Below are 19,213 nucleotides of genomic sequence, written 5' to 3'. Positions count from 1 at the left end.
GGGCCGCGCCTCGGCGAGGATCCGACGTCCGGATACGACAACGCCACCGTCAATGACGGTGGCGTTGTCGTTTGGGGCTGGCCCTGAGGGCCGGGTATCAGACGTTGCCGTTGGACGTGCCGCCGCCGCCGCTGCGACGCTGGCCACCGCGCGAGCGCTGACGGCGCTGGGCCGGGGCATCGCCGCTGCGGTTGCCACGGTTGCCGCTATCGATGCGATTGCCACGGTTGTCGTCTTGAGAACCGCCCTGGCTCGAGGAGGCGCTGCGGCCTTCTCCGCGGCGTGAATCGCCACCACGGCCACCGCCGTTACCGCGCCCGCCGGCGCTGTTGCCGCGGCCACCACCGCCATTGCCGCGACGCTGGCCGCCATCACCACGCCGTTGACCACCGCGGGGCTGACGACCTTCGTTCTCGTCCACCTTGGGGCCACCGCCGGGCGTGGGCTCGAAGCCCGTCACCGCCTCGCTGGTCAGGCGCTGGCTGATCAGGCGCTCGATGCCGGCCAGTTCCTTCTTCTCGTCCAGGCTCACCAGCGAGACCGCCTGGCCGCTGGCGCCGGCCCGGCCGGTACGGCCGATACGGTGGACATAGTCCTCCGCCACGTTGGGCAGTTCGAAGTTCACCACCTGCGGCAGTTGATCGATATCCAGCCCGCGTGCGGCGATATCGGTCGCGATCAGGGCGCGGACGCCACCGCTCTTGAAGTCGGCCAGCGCCTTGGTGCGGGCATTCTGGCTCTTGTTGCCATGAATCGCCGCAGCCTCGATGCCCTGGCCCTCGAGATACTTGGTCAGGCGGTTGGCGCCGTGCTTGGTGCGGGTGAAGACCAGCACCTGTTGCCACTGGTGGGTCTGGATCAGGTGCGACAGCAGCGCCGGCTTGCGGCTCTTGTCCACCGGATGGACCCACTGCTTCACCGTCGCCGCGGCGGCGTTGCGCGGGGTCACCGAGAGCTCGACCGGATCGTTGACCAGGCCCTTGGCGAGGTTGCGGATATCGTTGGAGAAGGTCGCCGAGAACAGCAGGTTCTGGCGCTGCTTGGGCAGCACGGCCAGAATCTTGCGGATGTCATGGATGAAGCCCATGTCGAGCATGCGGTCGGCTTCGTCCAGTACCAGCACTTCGAGCTTGTCGAAGCGAACCACTTTCTGCTGGTAGAGATCGAGCAGGCGACCAGGGGTGGCGACGAGAATGTCGACGCCCTGGCGCAGGGTGGCGATCTGCGGGTTGATCTTGACGCCGCCGAAGACCACGGCGCTTTTCAACGGCAGGTGCTTGCCGTAGGTCGCCACGCTCTCGCCGACCTGAGCGGCGAGCTCGCGGGTCGGGGTCAGGATCAGCGCACGTACCGGAATCTGTGAACCGGCCCGGGGGCGATCGCCCTGGGACAGGCGGTGAAGGATCGGCAGGGTGAAACCCGCCGTCTTGCCGGTGCCGGTCTGCGCGGCGGCCATGACGTCTCTTCCCTCGAGAACGGCGGGAATCGCCTGTGACTGGATCGGGGAGGGGGTGTCATAGCCTTGCTCGGCAACGGCTTTCAGCAACGGGGCGCTAAGGCCCAGTGAGGCAAAACTCATTCGGTATTCTCTAGGTCGCGGCGAATGGCGAAGCGAAGCGGCTACGCTCTACCGGGGAATGCCAGTGCTGGCTGATGCGCCTGGAGGCGGCAAAATGGAGGGTCGTCGACTCTTTCAGCTTCGCGTGACGACGGTCAGACAGATAACGGCAATGGGCCCGCAGCTTAACGCATGTGCGTCGCCACCGCCATCCCGTTGTGATGCCTAGCGTGAATCGATTCGAAGCCGAGCCGGGTCAGGAGCGAACCGGTCTCGCGGCGAAGTGAGGACTGACTGGGGCGGTGGCAGTCGGTCGGGGAGGTCGCCGTGCCCGGCGCTGGCTATGCTGGATGAGGATACGACTTTCGGATTCACATGACGGAGAGGAGAACCACGATGCACAGAAGCCGTCTGGCAGCGCTCGTCATCGACAGCCAGGGCGGAGAGAAGTCTTCCGCCATCGAGTTCTGGGCCCGGGCACTGGGCTGGCCCTGTCACGAGACCGACGAGAAATACGGCAAGCTGGCCACGCCTCCGGATCAGCCCGATGTGCTGATACAGCAGGTGGATCACCCCAGTCGGGTTCACCTGGATATCGAAACCGATGATATCGAGGCGGAGGTGGCCCGGCTGGAGGGGTTGGGTGCGCAGGTGGTCGAGCGCCTGGAGCGCTGGACCATCATGGAGGCGCCGACCGGCCACCGGTTCTGTGTCGTCCACCCGCAGCGGCCGGATTTCGAGGATGCCGACAACGTCAATGCCTGGGCATGATCGAGGGACACCCATCGCCATCTCGACGATGGGTGGCGGGGAGACTCAGCGGGGATCGCTGGCCGCGGAGGCTCCGGCGAATCGCGGGCGAGGCGGATTCTCCTCCGGCGCCAGTCGGCGTACGCCGAAACTGCCCGTCCAGGGCGCGGCGATCGCCAGCAGCGCCGAGAACACGATCCCGAGATAATTGAACAGCGCCCAGGGGGCGTAGTCGAGCGTGGATACGCCGAGCGTCGCCGCCATGTAGACCGCCGAGACCGTCCATGGCGCCAGCGGCTCGGGGATCATGCCGCCATCTTCCAGGCTGCGCGAGAGATTGAGCGGATGAAGCCCTTTGCTGGCGTACTGGTCGGCGAAGATCTCGCGGGTCAGGAAGAAGGTCACGTAGCTGTTGCCGGTGGCGAAGATGATGCAGAGACCGGCGAGCAGCGAGGCGAGGATGGTACCGCTGGCGGAGCGTACGTGCTCCAGCGTCCGGTGGAGAACCACATGGAGCGCTCCCGAGGCCTCCAGCGCCGAGGCGAAGAAGAACGCGCAGAACACGAACAGCACGGTGCCGTGCATGCTGTAGAGGCCGCCCCGTTCCAGCAGCGTTCGCAGCGTGTCGTTGATCTGTCCGGCCTGTGCGGAGGGCAGCATGTCGACGCTGAAGCCGGAGACGGCGGCCTCGACCACCACCGACAGCGGCAGGCCCTGTACCCACAGCGCCAGCAGCATGGCGCACAGCGTCGAGGCGAACAGCACCACCAGCGTGGGTTTCTTGAGTATCGATCCGGTCAGGATGATGACCGCCGGGAGCAGCAGGATCGGATTGAGGGTGAAAAGCTCCTCGATCTGGGTAGTGGTGGCGGCGATCGCCGGCGACTGGGCATCACCGTGGAGACTGGTGCCCAGTATCCAGTAGGCGAGTGCCGCGACCAGGCAGGATGGCACCGAGGTGAACATCAGATAGCGAATATGGCGGTAGAGGTCCACCTTGACCACCATCGACGCCATGATCGTGGTATCGGAGAGCGGTGACAGCTTGTCGCCGAAATAGGCCCCCGAGATGACGGCGCCGGCGGTGATCGCCAGGTTGATCTCCATGGCCCCGGCGATCCCCATGATCGCCACGCCGATGGTGCCTGCCGACCCCCATGAGGTCCCGGTGCAGGTCGAGACGATGGCGGTGGCGACGAACGCCATGACGTAGAGATAGCCGGGGTCGATCAGTTCCAGCCCGTAGTAGATGAAGTAGGGGATGGCGCCGGCCACCAGCCAGGTCCCGATGATCAGCCCGATGCTGTAGAGCACCAGGATGGCGATGGTCGCGGTTCGGATCTTGTCCGCGAGGATGGTCATGATGTCGTCCCAGCGGCGGCCGTGGGCGACGGCGAACAGCGTTGCCAGGACGCCGACGGTGATCAGGACCATCTCCGTCTCGTACGCCGCGATGACGATGCCGTAGATGATGGTGGCGGCAATGACGAGCAGTAGTCCGAGCGAGGCGAGAAACCCGGGTTGTTGTTGTCGGGTGGTGGCCATCGTGGCGTCTCCGGTTGACGTGGCGGGATTATTGCAGCGTGCGGAAGGCGCGCTCCAGATCGTCGAGCAGGGATTGGACGTCCTCCAGCCCGATCGCCAGGCGAATCAGGGCAGGGCCGGTGTCGTCGGGCTGGCGCTGGGAGATGGCCAGCGACTCGTAGCCGCCCCAGCTCACGCCGATACGGAAGACGCGCAGGGTGTCGATGAAACCGGCGATGCGAACATAGGACGGATCGACGATCTCGAAACTGAGCAATCCAGCGTGGCCGCTCAGCTGTCTCTCGGCCCATGCCGCCGCCTCGCCGGTGGCGAGACAGGGGTGGTGGAGCCCCGTCACCGAGGGTTGGGTCGCCAGGTAGCGGATGACCTCCAGGACATTGGCCTGGTGCTGGCGCATCCTGATCGGCAGCGTGCGCAGGCCGCGCAGGGCCAGGAAGGCGCTGTGGGGCGAGAGGGCCGCCCCCAGCAACTGGTGGCCGTGCTCGAAGATCGGCGCCACCAGTTCCCGCCGGCCGACGACGACCCCGCCGACCAGGTCGCTGTGGCCGCCGATATACTTGGAGAGCGTGTGCAGGGTCAGGTCGATACCGTGCGTCAGCGGCTTCTGGTAAAGCGGCGTCGCCCAGGTATTGTCGATGGCGGTGAGGATGCCCCGGGTTCGGGCCAGCTCGGCGATGCCGTCGAGATCGGCCAGCGCCATGCGCATCGACGAGGGGCTCTCGATGTAGATCAACCGGGTATTGTCCCGCACGGCCGCCTCGACCTCGCCGCGACTGCCGCCGGTTTCGCTGAAGCTCACGCCGAATCGTGCCATCTGCTCCAGCAGCTGGCGCGTCGGGCCGTAGGCCTGGTTGACCAGCAGCACATGGTCGCCCTGGTCGAGCAGCGTCATCATCGTCGCGCTGATCGCGCCCATGCCCGAGGCGAAGGCCTTGGCCATCTCCCCCCGCTCCAGCGCGGCGAGCTTGTCCTCGAGCAGCTTGACGGTCGGGTTGAGCCCGCGGCTGTAGACGAAATGACTGCGCTCGTCGCGCATCACCTCGGTGAAGCGCTCCAGGGTCGGGAACGTGAACAGGCTGGTCTGATAGATGGGGGGCGCGATCGCCCCCTCGTAGCGCTGATGTTCCTCGAAGGCGTGGGTGCAGATCTCGGAATCCCGAGCGGCGTCGGAGGTGTTGTCGTCGAATGCCATCAAAATCGCCAAGTGAGTGAGCGGAATATGTCATGGTGTCAGCCTGTCTGATAGGTAGGATTATCACAGGGTGACTGGCGCTTCAATTGAACCTAAGCGGGTTTGTGGTTACCGTTTTTGCCTACGGCCGCCCAGCGGCATCAGCGGGGCAGTGATGAAAAGACTCTACTTATCCGACACGGTGGCCGGCGAGATCGGCAGCTATATCGCCGAGCAAGGGCTGTCGGCCGGGGATCGACTGCCATCGGTGGCCGAGTGGATGCAGCGCCTGCGGGTGGGGCGCTCCACGCTGCGGGAGGGGCTGAAGCGGCTCGAGGCCGAGGGCGTGATCCAGGTCGTCAACGGCAAGGGGATCTATGTCAGCGACCAGCAGACCTTCCGTCTGTTCTCGCGACTGCAAGTGACGGATGCGCGGCGCCACCTGCTGGAGATGCTGGAAGTGCGCCTGGTGCTGGAGGAGAAGGCCATCGCGCTGGCCACCCTGCATGCCAGCGAGGCCCAGTTCGACGAGATGGCGCAGTACCTGTCCGATTACCAGGTCGCCCGCGCCGCCGACGATTTTCTACGTGTCCACGAGGCGGACTCGGCGTTTCACCTCGCCATCTATCGCGCCAGTCACAACCAGGTACTGGTCGAACTGATACGCTCGATTCACTCCGAGCTCTATGTGTCGTGGCAGACGCCCCAGGACCGAAACCAGGTCTTCGATGCCAGTTTTCCGCACCATCTGACGCTGTTGGCGGCGATGCGCCGGCGCGACGTCGAAGCGGCCGTGACCGCTTTCGGCGAGTTGATGGCCGCCACGCGGCATAACGTGGAGATCATGCGTTAGGGAAACGCTGAACAGATCGCCGAACGAGATGAAGGGCAAGGCGCACGGCACGCAGAGACCGAAACATGACAGTGGCCAGGCGAGTTTCGATCGGACTGGCGCCCCAGTACCGCGCGACGCAGTCATTCGCTCGTGTAGACCTTTATGCAGTGGTGCCCTCGCCGGCGCTGGCGCGTTCCCTGCAGCACCCCGACAATTCCGAGGAGACGATGATGATCAAGGCGAAGCGACACTGGCTGCGGATCTGCGGCTTGAGCCTGATGCTGCCGTTCGCGGCCGCCCAGGCCGACGACGGGGCGACCCCCCAGGGCTCGACGCTTTGCACCAAGATCCCGATACCCTGCGATGCGGTGATCGCGCATCGCGGCGCATCCTATCAGGCGCCGGAATCGACCCGGCCCGCCTATCTCCTGGCGCGGGATCTCGGGGTCGACTATCTGGAGCTGGACCTGCAACGTACCAAGGATGGCGTGCTGGTGGCCGTCCATGACAATACCCTGGGCCGCAATACCGACGTGGCCGAGGTGTTCCCCGACCGGGCCGACGCGCCGGTGTCGAGTTTCACGCTGGACGAACTCAAGCAGCTCGACGCCGGCAGCTGGTTCAATGCCAGCTATCCCGAGCGTGCCCGCGACAGTTACTCGGGGCTCGAGATCCTGACCCTGGACGAGGTGATCGACATCGCCGAGAACGGCGACAACCATCCGGGGCTCTATATCGAGACCAAGGTGCCCGAACAGTTCCCGGGGATCGAGCAGGACCTGCGCGACAAGCTCGAGGCGCGTGGCTGGCTGGGTGACGCCGCCAAGACTCGGCCGGCCGCGGAGGGCGGGGCGGTAAAGGTGGGCGACGGCCCTGGACGCCTGGTCATGCAGACCTTCTCCAAGGCCAGCCTCGAAGCGCTGGAACAGACCATGCCGGAGGTGCCGCGGGTTTTGCTGCTGTGGCTGGGCGAGGGCGGCATCGAGGCCGCGCCGAGCGAGCCGCAGGGTGAGGACGAGAGCAGCGCCGACTACTACGCACGCCAGCAGGTGGCCTCGCCGGAAGCCTTCCGCTCCTGGCTCGACTTCGCCAAGGATCATGGCGCGATCGGGATCGGCCCGTCGGCGGTCCAGACCGAGCATGATGGTCCTTTCAGTAGCCAGTTCAGCTACATGGAACTGGCCGAGCCGTGGATGATCGGCATGGCCCACGACGACGGCATGCTGGTGCATCTCTATACGGTCGACGAGCCGGTCGATTTCGAGCGCTACCGGCAGCGTGGCGTCGACGGCTTCTTCACCAACCGGGCAGAACAGCTGCTGACATTCTACGGCCACCCGGCGCAGGACCAGGAAGCGATCCTCGAGCGCCACGGCTACTGACGCCCCCTCGGGCATCGGCGAGATCGCGCCGATGCCCGTTCCCCGATTTCGACAGAGGAGTTGCTGCATGAGCGCTTCGCGCCCCCAGGCCCAGCCAACCGTACAGATCGACAATGACCGTGTCGTGGTGACCGAATGGCGCTTCCCGCCTGGCGCCGAGACGGGCTGGCACGCCCACGGTCGCGACTATGTCGTGGTGCCGCGGACCACCGGCAAGCTCGAGCTCGAGACGCTGGATGGCCACACCTTCTCGACCCTGGAAACCGGTGTCTCCTACTACCGGGACAAGGGCATCGAACACAACGTGGTCAACGCCAACGATTTCGAATTCGTGTTCATCGAGATCGAAATCAAGTAAGCCCAGCCCCTTGATCCCATCTTCATTGCCTTGCTCTCACCCGCTCTGTTCAGCGGATGTCTCAGGCGAGTGCCAGATTGGAGCCACGCCCGGCAGTGCTTCGAGCAGGATTGTTCGATTATGGTGTAGACGCCCCATTTAGGTTTTCCAAGTATCGCGCTATCCTCGTCAGAGCGGCAATACAAAAAAGGTTGGTCACGAGTGGAATGATCGTGTTCTGGCGTACACCGTCTATTTCGGAGGTTTAGCGCATCATGGAACAGCATGTACTGATCGAGATGTGTCTGCAGCAACTGACGCTCAGCGGCGTTCACGAGGGTGAAAAGGTCGTGGTGTTGTCCCAGGGCCAGGCGCGGTTGGATTACGCCGATGCCTTCCTCGCCGCGGGGCAGCGTCTCGGCGCGCGGATGTATCACATGCGCCTGCCGGCCCCGATGCCGGGCAACGGCGCCTGGGCCGTCGGCGAAACGGGGCTGGCCGCCAACCCGGAAGCGGTGGAAGCGCTCAAGCAGGCCGATATGGTCGTCGATCTGATCTTCCTGCTGTTCAGCGATGAACAGATGGCGATCCAGGCCGCGGGCGCGCGGGTTCTGACCGCCGTCGAGCCAGCCCCGTTACTCGCCAAGCTGATGCCGACCCAGGAGCTACGCGAGCGGGTCGAGGTCGGGGCCGAGCTGCTCGCCAAGGCCAGCACGATGCGGATTACCAGCCCGCACGGCACCGATGTCACCTATCGACTCGGCGTCTATCCGACCATGAGTGAATACGGCTTTACCGATGAGCCCGGGCGCTGGGATCACTGGCCGGCGGCGTTCGTGTTCACCGGCGGTGCCGACGACGGGGTCGACGGCCAGATCGTGCTGGCGCCGGGCGATGTGCTGCTGCCGTTCAACACCTACGTGCGCGAACCGGTGACCTACACCATCGAGAAGGGCTTCATCACCGATATTCGTGGTGGGCTGGATGCCGATCTGATCAAGTCCTACATGGGCACGTTCAAGGATCCTCGCGGGCTCGGCATGTCACATGTCGGCTGGGGCCTGGATCATCGCGCCGACTGGCACGGACTGACCCAGTTCCCCGGCGGCATGGGGATGGAGCTGCGTTCGTTCTATGGGAACGTCATGTTCTCGACCGGTCCCAACAACGAGCTGGGCGGCAGCAACGACACCGCCTGCCATCTCGACATTCCGATGCGCAACTGCAGCCTGTTTCTCGACGATGAACCGATCGTTCTCGACGGCGACATCGCGGTGAAGGAGATGCAGCGCCGCGACTGAGGGCGTGGCACGGGGCGTGACTCTGGAGGATAATCGCGCCTCGGTTATCTTCCCTTCGACACGGTATCGCCCCATGACCCAGCCACACGTCCACGGCCCCGACTGCCAGCACGATCACGACCACAGCCACGACAGCCCGGGCCACGTCCATGGCCCGCACTGTCAGCATCACCACCACGAAGCGCAGGCGCCGGTACGTAACGCCATGAAGGATATCGGACGTAACGACCCTTGCCCCTGCGGCAGCGGCAAGAAGTTCAAGAAGTGCCACGCCGGCTGACAACCGTTACGGCCCGCCGGCTTCCATCATCCCCTTGAGATGCTCGACGAACGCCCCGGTCGCCGCCGGCAGGGTGCGATTGGCGAGCGTCTGCAACTCCACGTGGCGTGCGTCCATGCCGGTATCGCGGATCGGCACCGCGACCAGCCGATCCTGGAGAAGCCGATGGCGAATCGAGATCTCGCCGGCCAGGGCGATCCCGCCACCCAGCATGGCAAAGTTGACCAGCGCCTCGGTGTAGTTGCTGGTGAAGACGGACTCGAAGATCAGGTTCTGCTGACTGCAGCAGATGTCGAACAGCTGGCGCAGCGTCGTTTCCGGGGGGGGCAGGGCGATAGGGTGGGGCTGCAACTGTGACAGCTTCACGTCGCGTCGGCCGGCCAGCGGGTGATCGTGGGCCATCAGGGCCTGAATCCGCGATCGCTGACGCGATTCCACCTGGATGTCGCGCTCCGGCGCCAGGCTGAACGTGAGCCCGATGTCCACCTCTCCCTCGCGTACCCGGCGCGTCACCTCGGCCGGCGAACTGACGCTGAGCCGAAACTGGATACCCTGATAGCGGCGCCGGAATCGGGCGATCGCCAGGGGAATGAAATCCACCGCGAACCCTTCCGAGCTGGCCAGACGCACCGTGCCGCGCTCGAGCCCCTGCAGGGCCTGGATCTCGCTGGCAATCCGGTCGGTTTCCAGTTGCATGCGTCTGGCATGGGCGGCAAGCAGTTCGCCGGCGGCACTGGGCACCATCCCCCGGGCGCGGCGCTCGAACAGCTGGGTGTCGAGCTCGGTCTCGAGCCGGGCGATCTGACGGCTGATCGCCGAGGCCGCGACGTTGAGCTTGAGCGACGCCTCGCTGATCGAGCCGTTTTTCACCACCGCCAGGAAGTAGCGCAGCGCGGTTTCCTGAAGGGCGCGACTGTTCATTGCCACTGTTCTCTCCCTCGATCTTTTCCACGACATCTCGGTTGATGTTGTTTTTATTAACCTTTGCCGAAATGGCAACGGTTGGTTCTAAACATTGTACTTGTGGCATGGGTGGGCGTTCGATAGCTTCGAGGAAAACGACGTCGGCCCAAGGGTGATTAGACGACACAGGACCTGGTCGCCGGCACGACACCGCCAGCGGTATGGCGGATGCTCCAGCAACACGCTCTCAGCCAACAACACAACAATGAGGTCGAAATGCGCTCCAACCTGACGCTCCGCCACATCGTGGCCGGCACGGCGCTGTGCTGCCTGTCGCTACCGGCGCTGGCCAACAAGGCCAACGACACGCTGATCTACGCTTCCGACAGCGAACCCGAGAACATCAGCCCGTATCACAACAACCTGCGGGAGGGGGTGATCATCTCGCACCTGGCCTGGGATACGCTGATCTACCGCAACCCGGAGACCAACGACTACGAGCCGATGCTCGCCACCGAATGGCACTGGGTCGATGACACCACCCTGGAGATGACGCTGCGTCAGGGCGTCGAGTTCCAGAACGGCGAGCCGTTCAATGCCGATGACGTGGTCTTCACGTTCAACTACGTGGTATCGCCTGACTCGAAGGTGGTAACGCGTCAGAACACCGACTGGATCGAGAGCGTCGAGAAGATCGACGACACCCATGTCCGCTTCCATCTCAACGGACCCTTCCCGGCGGCGCTGGAGTATCTTTCCGGGCCGCTTCCGGTGTTCCCGGATCAGTACTTTCAGCAGATGGGCCTCGAGGGGTTCAGCAGGCAGCCGATCGGCACCGGCCCCTACCGGATTACCGAAGTGACGCCGGGGGAAGGCGTCAAGATGGTCCGCAACGACAACTACTTCGCCGACAGCCCGGTCGGCCAGCCCCAGATCGGCAAGCTCGAGTTCAAGGTGATTCCCGATCAGGACTCCCGCGTGGCGCAGTTGATGACCGGCCAGGTCGACTGGATCTGGCGCGTCCCGGCGGACCAGGCCGAGCAGATGGAGGCGATGCCCAACCTGACCGTGGACAGCGGCGAGACCATGCGGGTCGGCTATCTCTCCTTCGATGCCGCCAGGCGCGAGAACTCGCCGCTGAGCCATCTCGAGGTTCGCCAGGCGATCAATCACGCGATCAATCGCCAGGGCATGGCCGACAACCTGGTGCGGGGCGGCAGTCGTCCGCTCTATGCCCCGTGCTTTCCGGCCCAGTTCGGCTGCGAGACTCAGGATGTCGTCGAGTACGACTACGACCCCGACAAGGCGCGCCAGCTACTGGCGGACGCCGGCTACGGCGATGGCTTCGAGCTGAACCTCTACGCCTATCGCGAGCGGGACTACGCCGAGGCGATGATCGGCGATCTGCGCAATGTCGGCATTCGCGCCAATCTGCGCTTCATGACCTCGCCGGCGCTGCTGGAGCAGCAGCGCGGGGGCAACACCGACATGTCTTTCAAGACCTGGGGCTCCTATTCGGTCAATGACGTGTCCGCGATCACCAGCGTCTACTTCGGCGGCGGCGCCGACGACCACTGGCAGGACGAGCAGGTCCAGCAGTGGCTGCACACCGCCGACACCTCGGTCGACCCCGACGTCCGCAAGGACAATTACCGCAAGGCGCTGCAGCGGATTTCCGAGCAGGCCTACTGGGCGCCGCTGTTCTCCTACTCCACCTACTACGCCTATACCGCCGACCTGAATTTCACGCCCTATCCGGATGAGCTGCCGCGCTTCGCCGAGGCCAGCTGGAAGTGACGCTTTCCGATATCCGCTAACCGCCTGCGTGGCCCCGTGCCTGACAACACGAGGCCGCGCAGCGTGAGGAGGTACCATGGGCACTTTCATCATCCGCCGGGTTCTGGTCGCGATCAGCGTGGCGCTCACCATCTCGGTCGTCAGCTTCATGCTGCTGCATCTCTCCGGCGATCTGGCCACATCGATCGCCGGGCCGGAGGCCACCGCCGAGCAGGTCGAGCGAATCCGCGTCGACTACGGGCTCGATCGACCCATCGTCAGTCAGTACCTGGACTGGCTGGGGGGCGCGCTGACCTTCGACTTCGGCCGTTCCTACTACTACCAGAGCACGGTGGTCGACCTGATCGTCGATCGCATGCCGATCACCTTGACGCTGGGCGGCCTCGCGCTGGCGCTGGCGGTGAGCATCTCGATTCCGCTCGGCGTCCTGGCGGCGCTCAAGCGCGATACCTGGATCGATCGGCTGGCGCTGCTGTTCGCCGTGGTGGGGCAGGCGATGCCGAGTTTCTGGTTCGGTCTGACGCTGATCGTGATCTTCGCGGTGACGCTGCAGTGGCTGCCGGCCGCCGGCAGCGACGGCTGGCAGCATTTCGTGCTGCCGGCGATCGCCCTGGGCTACTACGCCACGCCCGCGATGATGCGCCTGACCCGGACCGGCATGCTCGAGGTACTCGAGTCCGACTATATCCGCACGGCGCGGGCCAAGGGGCTGCGCGGCGGTTCGGTGATCTTCAAGCATGCGCTGCGCAACGCGGTGATTCCGGTGGTGGCACTGGCCGCGGTGGAGCTCGGCTTCATGCTGGGCGGGTCGGTGGTCATCGAATCGGTCTTCTCGCTCAACGGCCTCGGCCAGCTGGCCTGGGATGCGATCTCGCGCAACGACTATCCCGTGGTGCAGGCCGTGGTGCTGATCATCGCACTGTTCTACATCGTGTTGACGCTGCTGGCGGATGTCGCCAACGCCGCGCTCGACCCCCGTATCCGCACCCGTTGAGGAGAACGACATGACGACTTCCCATGCTTCGCCTCGCGTTTCTCCAGCTGCGACCTCGGCTATCTCCGGCGGCGAGATTCCACTGCCGGCGCCGGCCTGGTCGCGGATCACGCGCCGGGTCTTCGGCCATCGCGGGCTGGCGATCGGGCTGGTATTGGTCGCGCTGGCGGTGTTGATCGCCGTCTTCGCGCCGCTGCTGGCCCCGCATGACCCCTATCACCAGGACATCGCCAACCGGATGGTGCCGCCGGTGTGGCACGACAAGGGCTCGTGGACGCATGTGCTGGGCACCGACAAGCTGGGCCGCGACACCTTGAGCCGGCTGCTGTTCGGGACTCGCATCTCGCTGACCATCGGGCTGGTGGCCGCGCTGATCTCCGGTGTCATCGGCACCACGCTGGGCGTCCTGGCGGGCTACTTCGGCGGCCGCGTGGATGCGGTCATCAGCTACATCATCACTACCCGCCTGGCGATGCCGGTGGTGCTGGTGGCGCTGGCGCTGGCCTCGCTGACCGGCGGCTCCCTGACCACGGTGATCGTGCTGCTGGGCCTGCTGCTGTGGGATCGCTTCGCGGTGGTGTCGCGTTCGGTCACCCAGCAGATGCGCGATGCCGAGTACGTCTACGCGGCGCGCACGCTGGGCTGCTCGCTGCCCCATATCCTGCTGCGCGAGGTGCTGCCCAACATCGCCGGCTCGCTGATCGTGGTGATGACCCTGGAGATGGCCCACGCGATCCTGCTCGAGGCGACGCTGTCGTTCCTCGGCATGGGGGTGCAGCCGCCGTTGCCGTCATGGGGGCTGATGGTCGCCGAGGGCAAGGCCTACATGTTCTTCCAGCCCTGGGTCATCGCGATTCCCGGTATCGCCCTGTTCGTGCTGGTGCTGGCGATCAACCTGCTGGGTGACGGACTGCGGGATCTCAACGCACCGGGAGGACGCAACTGATGCCACTTCTGAACGTGAAAAACCTGCATGTCGACCTGCCGGTGGAGGCGGGCATGCTGCACGCCGTGCGCGGGATCGACTTCCATGTCGAGCGCGGCGAGATGCTCTGCCTGGTAGGGGAGTCCGGCTGCGGCAAGTCGATGACCTCGCTCGCCCTGATGGGACTGCTGCCGCGCAAGGCCAGGCTCAGTGCCGACCGTCTCGAGTTCGACGGGATCGATCTGGCGACGCTCTCCGAACGCCGTCGCAGCGATCTGCGCGGGGCGCGCATGGCGATGATCTTCCAGGAGCCGATGACCGCACTGAATCCGGCCTACACCCTGGGCAACCAGCTCTGCGAAGGGTTGATCCGGCACCGCGGCGTCAGCCGGCGCGAGGCGCGCGAGCGGGCGATCTATCTGTTGGGAAGAGTCGGTATCAGCGCCGCGAAAGAGCGCCTCGACCAGTATCCCCACCAGCTTTCCGGCGGGCTGCGCCAGCGGGTGATGATTGCCATGGCGCTGATGTGCGAGCCCGACCTGATCATCGCCGACGAGCCGACCACGGCCCTCGACGTGACGATCCAGGCGCAGATCCTGCGCCTGCTGCGAGAGCTGCAGCAGGAGTTCGGTACCGCGGTGATCTTCATCACCCACGATCTCGGCGTCGTGGCGCGCATCGCCGACCGGGTGGCGGTGATGTACGCCGGCGAGGTGATCGAATCCGCGCCGACGCCGGCACTCTATGCCGCCCCCGGGCACCCCTATACGCGCGGGCTGTTGAGCTGCATCCCCACGCCGGGAAGGACACTCCCCGGCAGCCGGCTGCAGGCGATCCCCGGCGTCGTGCCCAGTCTCGTCGGTGACGTCGAGGGGTGCGCCTTCCGCAATCGCTGTCCGCAGGCCCAACCGACCTGCGAGCGCACGCCGCCGTTGATGGCGTTGCCGGACGATCACCGGGCCCGCTGTCACTACGCCGACCGGCCGGTACCGGCCCCGCGTCAACCGGAGACGATGTCATGAACGCACATTCGACCACCGAGGTCGCCGATTCCCGTCTCTCACAAGCCATGCCCGCTGCGTCCATGTCGCCCCCGGCCTCGCAAGCGCCGACCCCGGCCCTGGAGCTTTGCGGACTGTCGAAAACCTTCACCCTGGGCGGCGGGCTGTTCAAGCGGGGACGCGCGCTGGGCGCCGTCAGCGATGTCTCGCTGCGGATTCCCCGCGGCCAGGTCATGGGGCTGGTGGGGGAGTCGGGCTGTGGCAAGAGCACCCTGGCCAAGATGCTGCTGGGGCTGACCACGCCGAGCGCGGGAGACGTGCTGGTGGATGGCAGGCCGCTGCGGGGCGCCAGCCAGAAAGCGCTGGCGCGACGCATCCAGCCGATCTTCCAGGACCCGTACTCCTCGCTCAATCCGCGCAAGCGAATCGCCCAGATCGTCGGGTTGCCGTTGCGGGTACATGGCATCGGCACCGCCCGCGAGCAGGCGGCGCGCGTCGCCGAGACCCTGGATGTGGTCGGGCTGCCCCGACGCGCCGCCGATCAGTTCCCGGGCCAGCTCTCCGGCGGCCAGCGCCAGCGTGTGGCCATCGCCCGCGCGCTGATCATGCGTCCGGACATCGTGATCTGCGACGAACCGACCTCGGCGCTGGATGTCTCGGTGCAGGCCCAGATCCTCAACCTGCTGCTGGATCTCAAGGCCGAGTTCGGGCTGACCTATCTGTTCATCAGCCACGACCTGGCGGTGGTCGAGCATCTGGTGGATCGGGTTGCGGTGATGTACCTGGGGCGAATCGTCGAGGAGGGCACGCGGGAACGGATCTTCGCCGCCCCGCGTCATCCCTACACCCAGGCACTGCTGGCCTCCGCCCTGACCCCCGAACCGGGGCTGGGCGTGCCGGATATCGGGCTGGGCGACGCCATGCCCGACCCGAGCGATCCGCCCGCCGGTTGTGCCTTCCACCCGCGTTGCCCCAAGGCGGAGGCGATCTGCCGACAGCAGCGGCCGCGCCTGGAGGCGTCTGGTGACGATGGCACTCGTGTGGCCTGTCATCTCGCTTGAGCCCGGCCGTCGCAAGCGGCGGCCCGTCCCCCCTGTTCGTATTCAACGAGGAGAGATTCATGGCGCGAGCAAAAGCGCTGCAACACGCCTGGCAAGTCTTCGACAGCGGCGACTTCCTGCATCGACTCGACGCCCGTATCGCCGTGCGTAGCGAAAGCCAGGAGGCGGGGCGCGACGGCGAACTGCGCCGTTACCTGACCGACTTCGTGATCCCCGAGATCGAAAATCTGGGCTTCACCTGGGAGATCGTCGACAACCCGGTCGGCGGCTTCGGGCCCTTCCTGCTGGCCGAGCGAATCGAGGTCGATGCGGCCTTGACGCTGCTCACCTATGGCCACGGCGATGTGGTACGCGGCTACGACGCGCAGTGGCGGGAAGGGCTTTCGCCGTGGCAGATCGTGGTCGAGGGCGAGCGCTGGTATGGCCGAGGCACCGCCGACAACAAGGGCCAGCACACGCTCAATTTCGCGGCGCTGAAGAGCGTCATCGAGGCACGCGATGGTCGGCTGGGCTACAACGTCAAGCTGATCCTGGAGATGGGCGAGGAGACCGGATCTCCCGGCTTGAAGGCTGTCTGCGAAGCCCACCGCGAGCGCCTGGCGGCGGATCTGTTCATCGCCTCCGATGGCCCGCGCCTGGCAGCGGATTCGCCGACGCTGTTTCTCGGCTCCCGCGGCTCGTTCAACTTCGACCTGCGCCTGCGTGCCCGCGACGGCGCTCATCACTCCGGCAACTGGGGCGGGGTGCTCTCCAACCCGGCCACCCGGCTGGCCAACGCCTGGGCGACACTGGTCGATGCCCACGGCAAGATCCTGATCGAGGGCCTGCGCCCGCCGGCGATCCCTGCGCCGGTTCGTGACGCCGTTGCCTCGCTCGAAGTCGGAGCGACACCGGGGGACCCGGCGATCGATGCGAGTTGGGGCGAACCCGGATTGCTGCCGGCGGAAAGGCTGTTCGCCTGGAACACCCTGGAGCTGTTGGCGATCAAGGCCGGCAATCCGGAGGCGCCGGCCAACGCCATCCCCGGGGAGGCCTACGCGCACTGCCAGCTGCGCTTCGTCGTCGGCAGCGACCGCGAGCGCTTCCTCGAGCATCTGCGCCGGCATCTCGATGCCCATGGCTTCGAGGACATCGAGGTCAGCAGTGCGCGGATGTCGCAGATGAACGCCACCCGACTCGACCCGACGGATCCGTGGGTGGGCTGGGCGCTGGCATCGATGCGCGAGTCCAGCGGCAAGTCGCCGACGCTGCTGCCCAACCTGGGCGGCTCGCTGCCCAACGATGTCTTTGCCGAGACGCTGGGGCTGCCGACGCTATGGGTGCCGCACTCCTACCCGGCCTGCTCCCAGCACGCCCCCGACGAGCACGCCCTGGCGAGCATTCTGCGGGAAGGTCTGGGTATCATGGCCGGGTTATGGTGGGATCTGGCCGAGCAGGGTCGAGACATCAAGAAGGAGCGTGAACGATGGCACCGCTGAGCGACGCGGGAAGAATCACGGCCACCGCCTGCGAGTGGCTGGCCGGACAGCAGGCGGAGATGATCGAGTGCCTGCAGAGATTGGTGGATATCGACTCCAACAGCTATGACAAGGCCGGCACCGATGCGGTGGCGGATCTCATCGTCGAGTGGCTGGAGGCCGACGGGATCGAGGTGACGCGCACGCCGCGCCCGGACGCCGGCGATATCCTCGAGGCCCGGCTGGAGGGCGATGGCAGCGATGCAGGCGCTGGCCACGTGCTGATGATGGGGCATCGCGATACGGTCTTCCCGACGGGAACGGTTGCCGAGCGCGGCTTCACCCGCGAGGGCGATACCGCTTTCGGCCCCGGCGTCGCCGACATGAAGTCGGGGCTGGTGCTCAACATCTTCGTGCTGCGGGCGCTCAAGCGGGTGGCGCCGCTGCCGTTCCCGGTGCGGGCGCTGTTCACGGCGGACGAGGAGATCGGTTCCCGCGACGGCACGGCCTTCATTCGCGAAGCGGCCAGCGGTGCACGGGCCGTGCTCAACGCCGAACCCGGCAGGATCAGTGGCAACGTCGTCACCGGCCGAAAGGGCGGGGCGGCTTTCCTGATCGAAGTGACCGGCAAGGCGGCCCACTCCGGTGTCAGCCACGCCGACGGTGCCAGTGCCGTGGAGGCGCTGGCGCGCAAGATCGTCAAGCTCCACGCGTTGACCGACTACGATAGCGGCGTGACCACCAATGTCGGCTTGATCGAGGGCGGTATCTCGCGCAATACCGTGGCCCCTGCGGCGACGGCGCAACTGGACACGCGCTTCGTCACCAATCAGCAGCGGCTCGATCTGCTGGCGGCGATCGAGGCGATCATCGCCGAGGAGGAGGTTCCCGGAACGCGGGCGACGATCCGCCAGACCTCGGGGTTCTTGCCGATGGAGCCCGCCATGAGCGAGGCACTGTTCGCGCGCTACCGGGTCCAGGCCGAACGGCTCGGGTTTGATGTCGAGGGCGAGTTCACCGGCGGCTGCTCGGACGCCGGGACCACGGCCAGCCTGGGCATCCCTACGCTGTGCGGCACCGGTCCGGTTGGCGCCAAGATGCATACCGAAGAGGAGTATTGCCGTCTCGAGACGCTGGTGCCGAGGGCCCAGGCCGTTGCGGCGACGATCATCGATCTCGCCGGCGAGAAGAGCGGGGCGACCTGAGCGACGGCGCGCCGTCGGTTCGCCAGGCGGCGCAATGTATCCCTGGGTTACCCGCGATGACGGTTCGTTTTCATTGTGTCGATCAATGACACGTTTCGGCCCCCTAGCGGCGCTCGCGGCGTTTCATAATCGGGTTGGTTCCCGGCGTACGGGAGCTCGCAGAACGCGCCAGGTTCATGCCGATGTCATCGAGCCGCGCCACAATCATCAAAACGAACCTTCTGCCAGGGAAAAAGCCGATGTCTACCGTGACGCCGACGGGCAACAGTCCCGCCAACCAGCCCTCTTCCTTCTCTTCCTTCGAAGATCAACTCACCGTCGCCCGGTCCAGCAAGATCCTCGCGGACTACGTCAAGGATCATGGTGGCGCGGTGTGGAAAAGCGACCTCGAAGCGCTGGCCAGCGATACCAGCGGCAACACGCCGCCCGAGGTATCCGCGGCCGCCAGCTACATGCTGAGCCACCCCGACGTCTATACCGCCATCGAGACCCTCGACAATCCGAACGCGGATGGCCTGTCCGGTCACTGGAACTTCCAGGATGCCGCCAATGGTGCCCTGGGCAGCACCGGCACCATGGCCGACCTGAAGGACGTCTTCGACCGCGCCATCAAGAGCTCCGCCGAGATCACCAAGCTGACTACCGAGAAGAAGACCGGGCTCGACGCCACCAAGCAACGCCCCCAGAACTGAGTCCCCACGGCTCGCGAAC

The 19,213-nt window shown here is 65.7% G+C and carries 18 protein-coding genes; 14 read left to right on the top strand and 4 right to left on the bottom strand.

Annotated features, from left to right (window positions below; translation table 11 throughout):
- Positions 1-97: 97 nt before the first annotated feature.
- Positions 98-1,579 carry a DEAD/DEAH box helicase gene (locus tag DOM45_RS06290; RefSeq protein ID WP_110598659.1) on the bottom strand — a complete coding sequence of 494 codons (1,482 nt, stop codon included), beginning with the start codon at positions 1,577-1,579 and terminating at the stop codon, positions 98-100.
- 375 nt (positions 1,580-1,954) lie between these two features.
- Between DOM45_RS06290 and DOM45_RS06285 the strand changes: the two genes are divergently transcribed.
- Positions 1,955-2,329: a VOC family protein gene (locus DOM45_RS06285; RefSeq protein WP_110598658.1), complete on the top strand. Its 375-nt coding sequence runs from the start codon at positions 1,955-1,957 to the stop codon at positions 2,327-2,329.
- A 45-nt stretch (positions 2,330-2,374) separates the two neighbouring features.
- Here DOM45_RS06285 and nhaC read toward each other — a convergent pair whose 3' ends face one another.
- Positions 2,375-3,853 (bottom strand): Na+/H+ antiporter NhaC, encoded by a 1,479-nt coding sequence (gene nhaC, locus DOM45_RS06280; protein WP_110598657.1) that lies wholly within the window; start codon positions 3,851-3,853, stop codon positions 2,375-2,377.
- 28 nt (positions 3,854-3,881) lie between these two features.
- Positions 3,882-5,045 carry a trans-sulfuration enzyme family protein gene (locus DOM45_RS06275; protein WP_110598656.1) on the bottom strand — a complete coding sequence of 388 codons (1,164 nt, stop codon included), beginning with the start codon at positions 5,043-5,045 and terminating at the stop codon, positions 3,882-3,884.
- 154 nt (positions 5,046-5,199) lie between these two features.
- Between DOM45_RS06275 and DOM45_RS06270 the strand changes: the two genes are divergently transcribed.
- The 5 genes from DOM45_RS06270 to DOM45_RS20385 all read left to right on the top strand — a co-directional run bounded on the left by DOM45_RS06270 (position 5,200) and on the right by DOM45_RS20385 (position 9,159).
- The gene (locus DOM45_RS06270; RefSeq protein ID WP_110598655.1) at positions 5,200-5,877 is read left to right on the top strand and encodes a FadR/GntR family transcriptional regulator; all 678 of its coding nucleotides are present in this window, start codon (positions 5,200-5,202) and stop codon (positions 5,875-5,877) included.
- Positions 5,878-6,089: 212 nt separating this feature from the next.
- Complete coding sequence (locus DOM45_RS06265) at positions 6,090-7,241, top strand: glycerophosphodiester phosphodiesterase (RefSeq protein ID WP_205909404.1); 1,152 nt, start codon at positions 6,090-6,092, stop codon at positions 7,239-7,241.
- Positions 7,242-7,308: 67 nt separating this feature from the next.
- A complete protein-coding gene (locus tag DOM45_RS06260) occupies positions 7,309-7,599 on the top strand; it encodes a cupin domain-containing protein (protein WP_110598654.1) in 291 nt (96 codons plus the stop codon).
- A 254-nt stretch (positions 7,600-7,853) separates the two neighbouring features.
- Positions 7,854-8,879, top strand: coding sequence for a 2,5-dihydroxypyridine 5,6-dioxygenase NicX family protein (locus tag DOM45_RS06255; protein ID WP_110598653.1), 1,026 nt, complete (start codon positions 7,854-7,856; stop codon positions 8,877-8,879).
- A 73-nt stretch (positions 8,880-8,952) separates the two neighbouring features.
- A complete protein-coding gene (locus DOM45_RS20385; RefSeq protein ID WP_110598652.1) occupies positions 8,953-9,159 on the top strand; it encodes an SEC-C metal-binding domain-containing protein in 207 nt (68 codons plus the stop codon).
- Positions 9,160-9,165: 6 nt separating this feature from the next.
- On the opposite strand, the gene DOM45_RS06245 is transcribed toward DOM45_RS20385, so the two are convergent.
- Positions 9,166-10,080, bottom strand: coding sequence for a LysR family transcriptional regulator (locus tag DOM45_RS06245; RefSeq protein WP_110598651.1), 915 nt, complete (start codon positions 10,078-10,080; stop codon positions 9,166-9,168).
- Positions 10,081-10,338: 258 nt separating this feature from the next.
- Between DOM45_RS06245 and DOM45_RS06240 the strand changes: the two genes are divergently transcribed.
- The 8 genes from DOM45_RS06240 to DOM45_RS06205 all read left to right on the top strand — a co-directional run bounded on the left by DOM45_RS06240 (position 10,339) and on the right by DOM45_RS06205 (position 19,194).
- Complete coding sequence (locus tag DOM45_RS06240; RefSeq protein ID WP_110598650.1) at positions 10,339-11,859, top strand: ABC transporter substrate-binding protein; 1,521 nt, start codon at positions 10,339-10,341, stop codon at positions 11,857-11,859.
- 76 nt (positions 11,860-11,935) lie between these two features.
- Positions 11,936-12,853: an ABC transporter permease gene (locus DOM45_RS06235; protein ID WP_110598649.1), complete on the top strand. Its 918-nt coding sequence runs from the start codon at positions 11,936-11,938 to the stop codon at positions 12,851-12,853.
- 10 nt (positions 12,854-12,863) lie between these two features.
- Positions 12,864-13,799, top strand: coding sequence for an ABC transporter permease (locus tag DOM45_RS06230; protein ID WP_110598648.1), 936 nt, complete (start codon positions 12,864-12,866; stop codon positions 13,797-13,799).
- On the top strand, positions 13,799-14,800 hold the full coding sequence (locus DOM45_RS06225) for an ABC transporter ATP-binding protein (protein WP_205909403.1): 1,002 nt from the start codon (positions 13,799-13,801) through the stop codon (positions 14,798-14,800). The genes DOM45_RS06230 and DOM45_RS06225 overlap by 1 nt, the downstream gene beginning before the upstream one ends.
- Positions 14,797-15,840, top strand: a complete 1,044-nt coding sequence (locus DOM45_RS06220) for an ABC transporter ATP-binding protein (RefSeq protein ID WP_110598646.1) — start codon at positions 14,797-14,799, stop codon at positions 15,838-15,840. The genes DOM45_RS06225 and DOM45_RS06220 overlap by 4 nt, the downstream gene beginning before the upstream one ends.
- Positions 15,841-15,899: 59 nt before the next feature.
- Positions 15,900-17,318 (top strand): M20 family metallopeptidase, encoded by a 1,419-nt coding sequence (locus tag DOM45_RS06215; RefSeq protein ID WP_110598645.1) that lies wholly within the window; start codon positions 15,900-15,902, stop codon positions 17,316-17,318.
- Positions 17,306-18,502 carry a M20 family metallopeptidase gene (locus tag DOM45_RS06210; protein WP_110598644.1) on the top strand — a complete coding sequence of 399 codons (1,197 nt, stop codon included), beginning with the start codon at positions 17,306-17,308 and terminating at the stop codon, positions 18,500-18,502. The genes DOM45_RS06215 and DOM45_RS06210 overlap by 13 nt, the downstream gene beginning before the upstream one ends.
- A gap of 239 nt (positions 18,503-18,741) precedes the next feature.
- Positions 18,742-19,194, top strand: coding sequence for a hypothetical protein (locus tag DOM45_RS06205; RefSeq protein ID WP_110598643.1), 453 nt, complete (start codon positions 18,742-18,744; stop codon positions 19,192-19,194).
- Positions 19,195-19,213 lie beyond the last annotated feature (19 nt).

The sequence above is a fragment of the Salinicola lusitanus genome, assembly GCF_003206045.1.
Taxonomy (GTDB): Bacteria; Pseudomonadota; Gammaproteobacteria; order Pseudomonadales; family Halomonadaceae; genus Salinicola; species Salinicola lusitanus.
Note: the sequence above shows the minus strand (reverse complement) of the source record. Positions and strands in the feature narration are given on the sequence as shown.